This is a genomic window from Acinetobacter seifertii, assembly GCF_016064815.1.
Taxonomy (GTDB): Bacteria; Pseudomonadota; Gammaproteobacteria; order Pseudomonadales; family Moraxellaceae; genus Acinetobacter; species Acinetobacter seifertii.
This window is the reverse complement of sequence record NZ_CP065820.1, coordinates 132,140-145,930: the sequence shown is the minus strand read 5'-3', so window position 1 is coordinate 145,930 and position 13,791 is coordinate 132,140. Positions and strand designations below refer to the sequence as shown.

At 35.1% G+C, this 13,791-nt stretch carries 13 protein-coding genes; 1 reads left to right on the top strand and 12 read right to left on the bottom strand.

What is annotated here, in order from left to right; genetic code table 11:
* Positions 1 to 145: 145 nt before the first annotated feature.
* From I8T81_RS00660 to I8T81_RS00630, 7 genes are all read right to left on the bottom strand, one after another.
* Complete coding sequence (locus I8T81_RS00660) at positions 146 to 1,609, bottom strand: TniQ family protein (RefSeq protein ID WP_061524349.1); 1,464 nt, start codon at positions 1,607 to 1,609, stop codon at positions 146 to 148.
* Positions 1,610 to 1,647: 38 nt separating this feature from the next.
* Positions 1,648 to 2,205 (bottom strand): hypothetical protein, encoded by a 558-nt coding sequence (locus tag I8T81_RS00655; protein WP_133237662.1) that lies wholly within the window; start codon positions 2,203 to 2,205, stop codon positions 1,648 to 1,650.
* A 28-nt stretch (positions 2,206 to 2,233) separates the two neighbouring features.
* Positions 2,234 to 3,229 (bottom strand): TniB family NTP-binding protein, encoded by a 996-nt coding sequence (locus I8T81_RS00650; RefSeq protein ID WP_061524351.1) that lies wholly within the window; start codon positions 3,227 to 3,229, stop codon positions 2,234 to 2,236.
* Positions 3,229 to 5,145 (bottom strand): Mu transposase C-terminal domain-containing protein, encoded by a 1,917-nt coding sequence (locus I8T81_RS00645; protein WP_133237663.1) that lies wholly within the window; start codon positions 5,143 to 5,145, stop codon positions 3,229 to 3,231. The genes I8T81_RS00650 and I8T81_RS00645 overlap by 1 nt, the downstream gene beginning before the upstream one ends.
* The gene (locus I8T81_RS00640; RefSeq protein ID WP_133237664.1) at positions 5,135 to 5,770 is read right to left on the bottom strand and encodes a TnsA endonuclease N-terminal domain-containing protein; all 636 of its coding nucleotides are present in this window, start codon (positions 5,768 to 5,770) and stop codon (positions 5,135 to 5,137) included. The genes I8T81_RS00645 and I8T81_RS00640 overlap by 11 nt, the downstream gene beginning before the upstream one ends.
* A 113-nt stretch (positions 5,771 to 5,883) precedes the next feature.
* A complete protein-coding gene (gene parE, locus I8T81_RS00635) occupies positions 5,884 to 7,767 on the bottom strand; it encodes a DNA topoisomerase IV subunit B (RefSeq protein ID WP_004704878.1) in 1,884 nt (627 codons plus the stop codon).
* Positions 7,768 to 7,781: 14 nt separating this feature from the next.
* Positions 7,782 to 8,363, bottom strand: coding sequence for a YqiA/YcfP family alpha/beta fold hydrolase (locus I8T81_RS00630; protein ID WP_198071910.1), 582 nt, complete (start codon positions 8,361 to 8,363; stop codon positions 7,782 to 7,784).
* A gap of 211 nt (positions 8,364 to 8,574) precedes the next feature.
* Here I8T81_RS00630 and I8T81_RS00625 point away from each other — a divergent pair, with 211 nt between their 5' ends.
* Positions 8,575 to 9,918: a PGAP1-like alpha/beta domain-containing protein gene (locus I8T81_RS00625; RefSeq protein ID WP_004704875.1), complete on the top strand. Its 1,344-nt coding sequence runs from the start codon at positions 8,575 to 8,577 to the stop codon at positions 9,916 to 9,918.
* Between the two features lie 114 nt (positions 9,919 to 10,032).
* Here I8T81_RS00625 and I8T81_RS00620 read toward each other — a convergent pair whose 3' ends face one another.
* From I8T81_RS00620 to I8T81_RS00600, 5 genes are all read right to left on the bottom strand, one after another.
* Positions 10,033 to 10,698, bottom strand: a complete 666-nt coding sequence (locus tag I8T81_RS00620) for a hypothetical protein (protein WP_198071909.1) — start codon at positions 10,696 to 10,698, stop codon at positions 10,033 to 10,035.
* 120 nt (positions 10,699 to 10,818) lie between these two features.
* On the bottom strand, positions 10,819 to 11,250 hold the full coding sequence (locus I8T81_RS00615) for a hypothetical protein (protein WP_227602147.1): 432 nt from the start codon (positions 11,248 to 11,250) through the stop codon (positions 10,819 to 10,821).
* A gap of 391 nt (positions 11,251 to 11,641) precedes the next feature.
* Positions 11,642 to 11,995 carry a DUF5991 domain-containing protein gene (locus tag I8T81_RS00610; RefSeq protein WP_198071908.1) on the bottom strand — a complete coding sequence of 118 codons (354 nt, stop codon included), beginning with the start codon at positions 11,993 to 11,995 and terminating at the stop codon, positions 11,642 to 11,644.
* Positions 11,996 to 12,219: 224 nt separating this feature from the next.
* Positions 12,220 to 12,672 (bottom strand): hypothetical protein, encoded by a 453-nt coding sequence (locus I8T81_RS00605; protein WP_227602146.1) that lies wholly within the window; start codon positions 12,670 to 12,672, stop codon positions 12,220 to 12,222.
* A gap of 291 nt (positions 12,673 to 12,963) precedes the next feature.
* Positions 12,964 to 13,689 carry an SH3 domain-containing protein gene (locus tag I8T81_RS00600; RefSeq protein WP_198071906.1) on the bottom strand — a complete coding sequence of 242 codons (726 nt, stop codon included), beginning with the start codon at positions 13,687 to 13,689 and terminating at the stop codon, positions 12,964 to 12,966.
* Between the last annotated feature and the right edge of the window lie 102 nt (positions 13,690 to 13,791).

Below are 13,791 nucleotides of genomic sequence, written 5' to 3'. Positions count from 1 at the left end.
TTTTAAAACCCTTTAATTTGTTAGCCATATAGCAATCTTTTATATAATTTTACCAAATATTAGCTATATAGCAAACTTTTGTGTGGAAATTCAATTAATAGCACTAGTACTTCTCTATTACAAGTCAGTTTTTTATCGGCGAGGGTTAGTAGCTATTTAAAGTAAAATCCGAAAATTGCTTCCAACTGAAAGGGTGGTCAATATCGTGGGATTGCCCATATTCGAGCTGCCCAGCTTGCATAGCTAGAACTAATCGAACAATTGAGTAGCCTTTGCGCTGCATGCTTGTCATTGAGTATGCCCCTAAGGGAGGAGAACTCTTCCGAGTTTTTTTACACAAGCTTTCAATCAGCTCTTGGCATTGTACTTTATCAATGATCCAATCTCGGTTGAACGCATCTGGACGCTGAAGCGTATGTAATATACCAGCATCTAACAACTGCTTTAGCTGATATCTTGTGAGCTGTAACGCCTCACAAGCCTCATCCATCGTCCAATTTGAGGATATTTGCATTGCAAGCCCCTCAACCTGTTCACGGGAATAGTGCTTTTTCCCTTCAAAAACACGAGGTGTAAGCTTTTGTTGTTGTACTAATTTATCTACTCTATCTGGATGGCAATTAAGAATTTTGGCAGCTTCCTTTCTGGAAACAACATTTCGTTCTCGGGTAGTTAACTGGATGCGTGTTATACGCTTCGACTCTAAGACACTAGGCCAATAATTCTCTATGTAATGGTCAAACTCAACTTTTATCCGAGCAATCCCCTTGTTTTCACTCTGACGATGTAGGGACTCATATAAATCCCTAAAATGTTTATGTAGGCCACCAACACCTTTCTTACTCATCGGATGCTCTAGATATTGATTGAGAAACTTGTAGTAAGCATCTGGCCAATTCTCAAGCATTGCCCATACGTACTGATAATGTTGAACAAGCTCACCATTCGTTATCGAAAGAGGTTGAAACGAGCCACCCAATAACCTTGATCTATAATGAGCAATAAAATGAATTAAGCTAAGAGATTCTCGGAGCTCCAAACCTTGTAGAATTTCAGGACAAGAAATTCCATTTCCTCCTTGTAACAGTTCCTCAATATATTGACTGAGTTTGATTGCCTCAGACGGAGCAACATCACTTAATGAGTTGATAACATCAGTATCATCAAACTTATTTAAATACCTACGATACCAATTTAGTCGTTTGCCAGTACCAGAATGCATATCTATCAATAATTTTCCATGTCGAACACATGCAAGGTATGGCAATAAGCTCCATTCAAATCTACAAAACCGAAATTCTTCGATACAATCTGGACAGACCTTTGGATACTTCACAAGTAGATAGGGGGTATCAATGACGTGTTGAAAAGAATGAAATATTGGCTCAATTTTAGAGGAATAATTTGTTAATCCAAGCTGTAATAAATACACATTGAGATCAAACTCACCAGTTAGAATCTGATGAACTGGTACACGATTATTTTTCCAAGCCAAACCAGCGTGACGCAACAAATGACCTATGTGCTTAAAGCCATTTTTCTCTGATATTCGAATCAAATAACTAACTAAGCATTCATTTGGTTCGATGCTAGGTCTGGCGAGAAGCATCTCAATGATCTCACAATCGATAATAAAATATCTAATAGTTACTGAGATCTTAATGCTATCAGCCTATCTATGGAAAGCTCTTTCATCCCTCTATAGTTTCGGAAACGTTTCATTAGTTCTTCTTTTGAAGCCAGATCCGCAAAATAGAACCCATCTGGTACTGGTGAAGTACTTAGTCCGAGCTTACTCATAGAACACTTTATTAAACCGCAATATTCTTCTTTATTTTTAGTTTTAAATGCTTGCTGTAATGGCTCAAATGTTTTACTGGTATAAGCTTCTGGCCCTACGCATTCGTACTCAGCTATCTTATTCCATGACCATATCTCTGGGTATCGATCAAGACACTTAAAACATTGTATCTGCATAATATCTGATACTTCTTTTTGATCAATACCAAGCTCAAGAAATAGCCCAGAAATAGCCCTATATCTATCCAAATTATTAACAGAATAGGTGCGATACCACTTTTTAGAAGAATTTACTAGAAATTTTTTAAAAGCTTTAATATCCGAAAAACCATTTTTCTTTGCTAAATCATTCAAGTAATCATCAAATGTTTGTTGATCATTTGGCCTTGTTCGGTCAAGTAACATTTTTTCCTACTAAAATATTGTTTATCACTTATCCAACCAAGTTGAATACCTTATTGCTTTTCGATACACCAAACTCGGCATATTCAGCATCAATGATCGCATTTTTATTTGCTCTATACCCAAAATGCCAGTCTGAATGAACAAGAAGCTCTCTCAAGACCAACTTCTCCATCGGCTGTAAAAAAGCATTATTTCGCTCATCAATACCATAGCTACTAAGAACCGCAGCAAACAAATCAGTATCAACCTTCATGTCTTCCATTTCAGACATCATCTTAGCATCTCGAACAAGATTAGCCGTAGCTGCTAGATTTCCACTCGTTGCACTAAAACACCTTAGCGACATTGTAATTTCTTCTAGTTTAATCTTTTTAGAAAGCCCATATGCCTCAGATAGGCACATCAAGAGTCTTCTGTAATCATCACGCTCTTCGTTACTGCTAATCCTAAAGGGTGGAATGGTGTAGCGGTATGATATTCGACGTGCTAATTGCTGATTTGATTCAACGAGATATCTACTCCAAGGCATTCCCATAAAAATAATCGGTATCTCTGTATCATTGATTAGGTCTTTAAATAAATCTGCAATTCCTGTAACAACCTTTGCACTACGACGTTCAATGATCACCTGAATTTCATCAAGGATCAGCAACTCTATGCCAACCACCTTAAGCAACGTAATCAATCGCTCATAAAGTTCACCTTTGTTTCTCGCACCTCGTCCGCACTGTGGGTCGCCAATAGTGACCAACAACGATCTTAGGAATTCTTCTGGTGTAGAAACTGATCTTAATTCGTAGTGTAAAACAGGGATATGTGTCCGCTCCACTTGCTCTATTTTCGGATTATTCTTTGCATAATATTTTGCTAACTCAGATTTCCCACTTCCAGATTCTCCAGTTACCAACATGCAAGAAGCAACACCATATTTTTTCTTTTTATTGCGCAAAGAATCAAATAAGTTCACCATCTTTGTAAGAAATGGACTTTTAATGAATGGACGATCCTCGAAAGTAGTTTTCATTAGCCCATACTCCATCCATTTAAGCTGAGATTATCCCCATCATCTTCAAAATCAACTTTCATCGTACGATGTGAATTGTCCACCACAAGGCTGATATTAGGGACACCTGTTTTATCCGATCTTGCGGCTTTAGATGTTGTTACTTGCTTACTTCTTCGAACATTTCTTGCATGATATTCTTCACGCTCTTTAGCAAGTTGAATTTTAGCTTTTTGGAGATTCAGGTTATCAAATTTTGATTGTCGAGCAGCTCTTGCAGCAGCTCGAATCTTATTATGTTCAAACTCAGAAAGATTGGAAGCATAAGAATATTTCAGGCAATCTACTTTTAAATAGACCTTGTTAATCTTATCTAGCACCAAGATATAACCAATATCAAAAGGATTGTATTTTACAGTTACTTCCCCTGGCCCATCTCTTCTATATAAATCTTTAAGAAGACTTGAGTCATAGTTCATCGAAAAAATTTCGATACCACTTTTATTCAACGTACGTGTGGCAGTAGCCAGTAAAATAGTAGTCAACTCCATTTTATCTTCTACTGGCACTGGAAAGCCCTCCTCCGAGCTAGCCCAAATTTCATAAGGTGTTAAATCTGAGTCTTCTAGAGGCGTATGGTGATACTCTTCTGTCACCCACTTCACAAAATAGCGTTTAAACTCTGAAAATGTGAGCGCAGCTTCTTGCCTTGCGTCATAGCCATCACCAGATTTACCAATTTTTCTAACCACACCAGGCAAATCATCAAGTACCAGTGCATTGACTATACCGAAAAAACGTTCAATACGACTTTTATAGTTACCTTTACGAATCGGACAATACTGAAAAACTGTCCCTATTTCATCCGCAACTGCAATAAATTTCTTACCCCAAAACTCATTAGCATTGTCTGTTACAAGCGTCGAAGGAATTCCGTGGGCAGGCCAAGAACCGTCCAATTTCAACTCATTCATAAAGTCATTTTTCGGTAAGAATGCATTCAAACAAGCCAAACAAACTGAGGCATATGAAGGTGCTTCAAAAGAAATTTGGAATCCAAGTAACATTCCAGAATAATGATCTATCAGAGCAGTGATATTAGGTCGGCCAAGTAAAGTCTTATAGTCGTCATGTAGAACATGAATATCCAACTCTGTATGATCAAGCTCAACACGCTCTAAGACTCTAGTAGTAGTTATCCCACTTAATGCTTTAGCAAGCTCCGCCTGCAAAACTCGAGCACCATATCGCCCTTTTCTCTTAGTTTGGTAAAGGCCACTTAACACACGATTCTGAACCGTATGATATGTTGGCTTCTGAAGCGGTGCATCAGGATGATCTAAATTGTGTGACATAATTTTAGCTTCAACATTACGAACCACTGAAGCCATTGATGACTGGCTGAGTGTATAATATCGCTTTGCACAATATTCAATAATTTCAACAACCTTAGCATCAATCTTAGGATTTCTATGCCCTTTAAATCGATGCTTAGGATAAAGACCTTGTATCTTTAGACCTGCCTCGACAAAACTAGCATACCAACTTCTTACTGATTGCCAATGTGGTGCTTTCTCACCTAATTCTAAAGCGACTTCCTCTATCGTATTTCTGGCACTTTTCTCAGTGATTTTACTAATACCATTTTCTTTAAGCCTTTTGATATATTTATATTTTCTATTGGTTTCACGCTGTTCAGCTTCTGAAAGATCAATGAACTTAAGATCCCCAAAATCTCGCGATTCCGCAAGAAATTTGATACCTCCTGAAGCGTAAACTGTACCTAGTTCTTCTCGACTCAATCTAGATACGGCACCATTCTCAATATCTACTAAAACGACTTCTGCTTTTCCTACAGACCGAACCATAGCACGATGACAAGGAATACCCTTGTTAAACTCAATGATTACACCTTGTTCCCATAACTCAACAGACATCGAATTTCACCTCTGTTGTCATACTCAATGGCTCAGAGCGCATATCAAATCGCAAATACCCTAGCGCAATCCATGAATATATTTCTCTCAAGTGCGCTCGATCACCAAGTCTATACACTAACTGTGCTAATGGCATCGAATCATTAATATCTTCGGCGCACTGCTGAAGATTCTTCATTTTTAATAAAGGGCGCTTTTTATATTGGTAAAGCTTTTCATAGTTTGATAGTAATGGCTGCTGATAGATTTCAATTTCACTCACTATCAAGAAGTCTGTATTAGTACCTTGCAAGAAATTGGAAAATCGAGAAAAGAGAAATTGATAGTGTTCAGTTTGAGCATTTTCAGAGGGTTTGACCTCTACATATTTCCTAACACCAGAAGTATAAATAACTTCAAAATCAGGTGTATAGATATTACATTCTCCATCATTATCAGAAACTTCAAATTTTCGAGGTTGCGGAAAATATGTCTCTACCTCAGTGTCAAATTCTAAATGAAGACAATATTTCGACTCTAAGATGGATTCAACAAGAATTGTCTTTCCATCATTCGCTTTTATTGAAGGAAAACGAACAATATTCTTAACAGCAGATTTCTGAATTTTGCGCGCAGGGCTATTCATTTTCTAGCTCATCCTGAACTTCCTTGTTCAAATTATAAGCTTTTTTATAAGTTTATCCTACATAATTTATAGACTATTCCTACAATTTTATAAACTTATCCTACAATCTACATTTAAACAGTGATATCGGCTAGGTTACCCTTCTGCTCAAGCCATTGCTTACGATCTGCGGAACGTTTTTTCGCAAGCAACTTATCGAGTAAACCAGCTGTTAAATGTGCATCATCCAGATCAAGTTGTACTAAACGACGAGTGTTAGGGTCCATCGTTGTTTCGCGAAGCTGAATCGCGTTCATCTCACCCAGTCCCTTGAATCGAGTAATTTGAGGATTTTTATTGCCTTTGACATTTTTCAAAATGGTTTCAAGTTCATCATCATCGAGTGCGTAATGGACATCTTTACCAATATCGATACGGAACAGTGGTGGCATTGCTACAAATAAATGACCTTCTTCCACCAATGCAGGAAAGTGCTTAACGAATAAGGCACAAAGCAAAGTCGCAATATGTAAACCGTCCGAGTCGGCATCGGCCAAAATACAGATTTTGCCATAGCGTAGTTCTGACAAATCATCACTACCCGGATCTACACCAATCGCAATCGCAATGTCGTGAACTTCTTGAGAAGCGAGTACTTCATCTGAAGAGACTTCCCATGTGTTTAAGATTTTTCCACGAATTGGCATGATGGCCTGAAAGTTTTTATCACGCGCTTGCTTGGCACTCCCGCCCGCAGAGTCACCCTCGACAATGAATAACTCACTTTCTTCACGCGTTTGACCAACACAGTCTGCCAATTTACCCGGTAAAGCTGGGCCTGAAACAATTTTTTTACGCTCAACTTTCTTGGCTGCTTTTAAACGACGACCTGCTTTAGAAATCGCCATTTCCGCCAGTTGCATAGCAATTTCAGCATGTTGGTTGAGCCAGAGCGCAAATGCATCTTTAGCAATATTTAAAACAATATTTGATGCTTCACGACTCGAAAGACGCTCTTTGGTTTGACCAGAAAATTGTGGTTCTTGGAACTTGAGCGACAAGATATAGTTCACGCCATCCCAAACATCTTCTGCCGAAAGTTTAAGATTACGCGGTAACAAGTTACGCAATTCACAGAACTCACGTAACGCCTCGGTCACGCCTGAACGTAAACCGTTCACATGCGTACCGCCTTGTGCAGTTGGAATCAAGTTGACGTAACTTTCTTGAACCTGCTCACCGCCTTCTACATTCCAGCAAATCGCAAACTCACAGGCTGCGCGGTCTGCTTGTCCACTACTTACAAATGCAGGGTTTGGCAAAATTTCGCGGTCTTGTAATTCATCCATCAAATAATCGACCAGGCCATTTTCAAACTGCCATTCGATTTTTTCATCATTAATTTGATCGATATAAATAATTTTTAAACCAGCTGCTAATACAGCTTTCGCTTTTAAATTATGTTTGAGTGCTTTTAACGCAAATTTTGGACTATCAAAATATTTAGCTTCAGGCCAGAAATGTACCGTTGTACCAGTCGCACGTTTTGGTGCTTTACCTTCTAGCACTGCTAAAGGCGCAACAGGTTCACCTTGCTCAAAAGCCATCTGGTATAAATTACCCTGACGCTGAACCTCCACCTCAACACGTGTAGATAAAGCGTTTACAACCGAAATCCCCACACCATGCAAACCACCTGAAAACTGGTAGTTATCAGTACTGAATTTACCACCAGCATGCAGCTTGGTTAAAATGATTTCGATACCACTTTGGCCATATTCAGGGTGAATATCGACTGGCATACCACGGCCATTATCTTCAACCGACAATGAACCATCTTTATAAACCGTGACACAGATTTTGTCGGCATGACCAGCTAATGCTTCATCGACAGCATTATCAATAACTTCTTGGGCTAAATGGTTAGGTCGAGTCGTATCGGTATACATCCCCGGACGACGACGAACAGGGTCTAAACCAGAAAGGACTTCAAGCGATTGAGCCGTATATTGTGTCACGTTGTACGTTTTCCTTATTTGATGGTGTGCGCAAAGAATTCGATCACTAAGGGTAATTTTTCTTCAAAATCTTCCATGGCATGATTGCCATGAGCATCCGTCAAAATCAATGAGGATGGTGTTGCAGCACTATAATAGCGTTGTGCTTGACGATAATCCAAAATTTCGTCGCCTTGTTGCAATAAGACGAGTATTTTGTCGGCATTTTCGGGTTGTTTCAGTTCCAGTTGTTCTAACTGTCGTAACTGAACATGATCAATTGACCATTGATCATTCACCTTATAAGGCATGCTTTCAACTTGAAATAACTTATCAAACAACTTCCATGGTTGCATAGCAGGGTTAATCAGTACAGCCGGAATATTATATTTCGCGACAAAATATGTCGCAAAAAACCCGCCGAGACTACTGCCGACTAACGCCACATCTTGTAAAGACTCTATCAGCTCTGAAACTTGCGCTACGACCTGATCTGGAGATCTATTTAAATCTGGCAAATGCACATTGATGCCCAATTCGCTACAATACTGCTTAAGGCTCAGCCCTTTAATTGAAAGAGAGCTGCTATTAAAACCATGGAGGTAGATAATATTCATATATTTCCCTCTTAAATTGAGAATAAACTCACATTTTTGTTCTCAGTTTGTATATAAAAACACTATTGTCAGACAAGAAAAACGATTCAACTTACCATTCATCAGTATTTTAAAAACATGTGTTATTTAAACTACTAAGATGGAAACGTTAGCTGCCGTTGATAAAAAGTACAGCTTAAAACGTCGGTTATAACGTAAATGGGGAAAAGATATGCCGAGCTTAACACCGTTACATGAAACTTATTGTAAATGGGATCGTACGCCACCGAGTCAGGCCGACGTACTAGAAGGTTTAGCTCAACTGTTCAGCACCAGCTTAAATGGTGTACATGAATTAATACAAGTCATTAATATTGAAGTATTAAAAAATGCTTTTGGTATTAGCGCCCAAAATGCAAAAAACTTTCAAAAACGACCATTTGTGCAAAAGTTATATCAATTTTCTTATGGCGCTTTACAAAAATATGGTAGCCACTTTTTAGCGCCAAGTTTACGTCACATAATTGAAAAATATCCCACACTTCACGAAAAACCACTCACCCCGAGCCAACATTTTTTGGTGGGTATTTTAAATGGTATTTTTGGAGACTATTTACTTAAACAACATAGTCCCCTTGCCTTACCCATGGTGCTATACGACCACTACGGTGCAATCCAGCAAGGCGAACTTGCAGGCCGTATCGTGATTTTGGCTCATGGTCTATGTATGAACCATCTGACTTGGTCAAATGCACACTATGGTGGCATTGGTGAGCGTCTGCTCGCGCAGCGTGATCACAACACCATGCTGTATTTAAACTACAACACAGGTCGCCGCATTTCAGCCAATGGCCGTAGTTTCTCTAACTTATTAGAAGATTTGGTACAACGTAATCCAAGAATTACCAGTATTGATATCATTGGTCATAGTATGGGTGGACTGGTTTCCCGTAGCGCACTGTTTTACGGTAAACAAAATATGTACCAATGGATTCATATGGTCGAGAACCTTGTCTGTATTGGTTCCCCACATCATGGTGCAGTACTTGAGCGCTTTGGCTTTGCTATACAAGATAAGCTCGGAGCATTCCCATTTGTTGGGTTACTGGGTCAGTTAGTCAATATTCGTAGTAATGGCATTTTAGACCTACGCCACGGCAGCGTTCGTGATGATGACTGGGAATATATGGATGCCCGTATTGGCATGATGGATGACAACCGTGCTCCAGCTCCTCTACCTTCGCATATCAATACCTTTTTAGTGGCAGGAACACTAGAGTTTGAAAAGGTGCGTAATAAAGCGCTTACCGTGATTGGCGATTACTTAGTGAGTGTGAAAAGCGCACTGGGCGAACACCCAAATCCACGTTTTCAACTTAAAGTTCCAGACTCACACAAAGCGGTGTTTTATGGCTTAAACCATTTTGAAATTCAGTATCATTCGAGTGTTGCTGAGCAGATTACTCGCTGGTTATATCCTCATGTGAATGATTATGTGCAAGACGGTATTCAAACCCATATTATTGATATGCCGAACTATACACTCGAAGATTTGGAAGGGATTGTTGAGACGTAAAAAAAGCCCAACTTAATGTTGGGCTTTTTCTAAATTGTATAGTTTACAATCATTTAAATCTGTCATAAGTTTTATATTTAGAAAGATTTTAAATCCCCACAATCAATCATTTTATTATTCACAAGCTTTCTTGATTATTTTATTAAAGTATAAACTATTACCATTTTTATCAACATCAGCTAACATGGCTACTAAATGCAGCTGTCCTTGATCATCAAAATATGAACTTTCTTGAAATGAGTTATATATAGCAACATCGATTGGAACATTATTAAATTCTTTATTTTTCAAATCAACGATCATTTTTTTATTTTTATTAAAAAGTTTTCTAGCATAAATAAGATTTCGTTTAGAATCACTTTCAACTAGGCAATTATTATTTTTATCTAAAGTAATAAACTCTTTAGTCTGATCTTCCGCTGTTTTACTTATAAAAAAGTGATATTGACATGGTGAGCCACAACTACCATAAGCATGAAAAATATTTTTATTTACTTTATCAACCTCTGGGTATCTCATGTCTCTTAAAATAAAATTAGTTTTATTATCAGTGTTTTTTACGACATCACAATATTCTTGATCATGCCCTTTACATTTCAATTCAACATTAAATGTCTCTTTTGCATAGATGGCTGAACAAATAATAAATCCAAAAAAAGTAAGAGCCAATATAGTTAGCTTCTTAATATAAAAAAAGTAAAATTTTATAATTTTATTTTTTAAATATTTAAGCAGGTTTATGTTTTTCTCTATAACCATGAACACTAATCTCTCAATCATCAAAAGACTCAATTTTCCATCCAGAAATTAATTCTGATACTAATTTTTTAACACTTATACTAGACTTAATAAGAAAATTAGTATTTCCATCAATTAAAGGCACTAAATAAATTATTTCACTTAACTTTCACAAGGATTTTTTATTTTCTTTTTAACCAATATTTCCCCATAATCATTTGCAATTAAATTTAAACTACCATCAGGTGAGAAAAAACTTTCCCCTTTAAAATAACTATAACAATCAAATCCTTGCAATAAACCACTAAATTCTTTGGTTTTTAAATCGACAATTTTTCTAGGCTTATTTGTAAACAATTTTCTAGCATAAATAACTTTTTTCTGACTATCACTTTCAATTAAACAATTATTTTTATTATCAACAGCAATAAATTCGTCTGTAGAATCCTCTTTATTTTGACTATAGAAAAGCGTAACTAAACATGGAGACCCACAAGATGTTTTCACTTTATATAAGTTTTTATTTATTTTTGAAATATTTAAAAGTTTGACATCTTTTATAACTATTTCATTCTTACTATTTGTAGTTCTCAAAATGTCACAATTAGAACTATATTCATCCTTACATTTTGCAGAAACTACAAAAGTATCCTCATTTGCATATATATTAAAACTAAAAAATAATTCCGCTTAATAAAAAAATTGATATAAAAGTCTTTTTCATATTAAATCCTGTAACTTCCGTTATTTTTCGTTTAAATATTTCAATCATATTCTATCCTATAGCTACTTCCATAAATATCTTCATCACTTAAGTATTAAAACCTTCATCTTAGATATGCCGAGCCATATGCTTAAATGTTAACAATGAACTGTAAAGATATATAAAAAGTGAACTTATGTCGGTTTTTTTTAAAATTTTAAATCTTTTCTTATTTTTTCAAATATTAAAAAATAGAAAAGGTTATAAAGAACTCTATATCAATTATTTATCCTTATAAAATAGATTATTTTTGATATCTAAAACTTCATCGGAATAAAGATAATATTTTCCTTTCTTAAAGACTACTTTTCCTAACTTTTCACCACTTTGAACTTTAAAGAAATATAGTTCGTTATTTTTCTCTTTTACTTTACATATATAAGATTTATCAACCTGAAAGCCAGCAACAGAATACTCACACTTTTTGGGTGTTAGCGTTAAAACCGATTCTATCGTCGCAACATTACCACCCGACAACTCTTCTGAACTATAATAATGATAAGTACCATTCCACTTATCTGCATTTGCAAATGTGGTAACAGAAAGAGCCAGCAATAATAAACAAAATTTTTTCATTTAATTAATTTATAAATAATCAAGTCAAACTATTATAACCAAATTACAATACAATAAATTATTTTATAATTTTTTCAGTAGAATTAACAAATTTATTGTTATTTACTTTGTATACTTGTGAAGAATTTGCATAATAATTCTCAGTTACATATTGGATACTATGCAAGCTTAAGCCTAATAAATATACAGAAATTAATTTTTCAAATTTAATCGTTTTATCATAATTAATCCCCCTTATACCAATCTCCTACTTTATAATAGCTCATACTAACTGAAGTATTATTTTTTAAATAATTATTTAATACAGATCTGGCTTCATCATATTCTCCATTTTTTGCACAACTCAAAGATACTTTAGAATTTTCTCCTTCTTTTTGGGGTGAGTTTACTTTTCTGAAATAAGAAAATGAACTTTTATCATTATATGCAATCCATATTTCATCTCTATCTTCCTTATAATATGCACGGTAAATATAATAATTGTTTTTATTATATGAAACTTTAGAACATTCACCTATTGACATCCATTGATTATTCTTTGGGTTTAATTTCAATTGGTTTAATAGTTTCAAGCGATCTTGGGTCGCCCTACTCTTTCCATATTCCCAAATATTTTCACATTCCACCTCTTCCAAAACCTTGAGAGATGCAGCAGATTTTTCATGCCAATACTTCATACACTCGCTCGTACTTTCTGCATATAAGCTTATACTGTTTAATAGAATATATGTACCCATTACTATCTTTAATACTTTCATTATCAGTTTAGTCCTTGACTCTAAAGTTTACAAAATATGATTTTAAATCACTATCGATACCATCTTTAGAAAGAATATTGTTTCACCACAGTTTACTGATTTGAATTCTATTATCTTTTTCTTTAACAAGAATTTTAATAGCTTAATAAAGCCCAACTTACGTTGAGCTTTTTCAAAAATCAATTACCTATCATAAAAGAAGAAAATATTTTAAATTTCAACCTTCCAAGCTTTATTAGCAACTAATTTTCCATTTTTTACATTTAAAACAATATTGTAAGCTGCTGCACCACCATTATTAAAAGTATTTAAAATATAAATATTATTATTTAAATAATATATTTTAAAATCAGCAAGCTCATTCTTGTCACCATCTATACCATTTTTAGGAAAAAAGTATTGCTCTATATCATTTTTACCAATTTCCATTTTCTTATCTTTATTCTTAATTATGATTTTATCAAGTTGTAAAAAATCATTATTAGGTAAAGTACCATCAGTACCAAAGAATTGTTTATTATTAAAATACTTATATTCACCTTTAAAAGTTTTATAAAGTTTAGGATCTAAAATGGCTTTTTTTGCATACACTTCTACTATTATATTTTTATCACTATAGACAACCTTTTCTCTAGAATATTGAGATATCTTAATAGAAGTGTAACCACTAAAATTATTTATTCTATTTTTATAGACAAATCCAGTTACACCATTGCTTGCATTAACTAAACAAAAATTATTTGTCCCTTCATCCATCATACAAGAAACAATTTCATTATTATTTAATTTGGTTGTAATTTTCGAACTTAAACTTGAATTTTCCCTTACATTCACATACCCATCTTTATCTTGAATAAAACCAAAATTAGCATATGAAGCTTTAATAGATCCAATCATGAAAGCGGTAAAAACTATAAATTTAAGACATTTATTCATTTAAGCTAAGCTCATTATTTACTTTAAATTTCAATTTTATAATAATAGCAATATCATATTTTAAGCTGATATTACTATTATCAAATACAATCAAAACCTTAA

Coding starts and splice junctions, on each gene's coding strand:
- I8T81_RS00660 (WP_061524349.1), bottom strand. CDS start 1,609: ATGCTTCTCGCCAGACCTAGCATCGAACCAAATGAATGCTTAGTTAGT.
- I8T81_RS00655 (WP_133237662.1), bottom strand. CDS start 2,205: ATGTTACTTGACCGAACAAGGCCAAATGATCAACAAACATTTGATGAT.
- I8T81_RS00650 (WP_061524351.1), bottom strand. CDS start 3,229: ATGAAAACTACTTTCGAGGATCGTCCATTCATTAAAAGTCCATTTCTT.
- I8T81_RS00645 (WP_133237663.1), bottom strand. CDS start 5,145: ATGTCTGTTGAGTTATGGGAACAAGGTGTAATCATTGAGTTTAACAAG.
- I8T81_RS00640 (WP_133237664.1), bottom strand. CDS start 5,770: ATGAATAGCCCTGCGCGCAAAATTCAGAAATCTGCTGTTAAGAATATT.
- I8T81_RS00630 (WP_198071910.1), bottom strand. CDS start 8,363: ATGAATATTATCTACCTCCATGGTTTTAATAGCAGCTCTCTTTCAATT.
- I8T81_RS00625 (WP_004704875.1), top strand. CDS start 8,575: ATGCCGAGCTTAACACCGTTACATGAAACTTATTGTAAATGGGATCGT.
- I8T81_RS00620 (WP_198071909.1), bottom strand. CDS start 10,698: ATGATTGAGAGATTAGTGTTCATGGTTATAGAGAAAAACATAAACCTG.
- I8T81_RS00610 (WP_198071908.1), bottom strand. CDS start 11,995: ATGAAAAAATTTTGTTTATTATTGCTGGCTCTTTCTGTTACCACATTT.
- I8T81_RS00605 (WP_227602146.1), bottom strand. CDS start 12,672: ATGAAGTATTGGCATGAAAAATCTGCTGCATCTCTCAAGGTTTTGGAA.
- I8T81_RS00600 (WP_198071906.1), bottom strand. CDS start 13,689: ATGAATAAATGTCTTAAATTTATAGTTTTTACCGCTTTCATGATTGGA.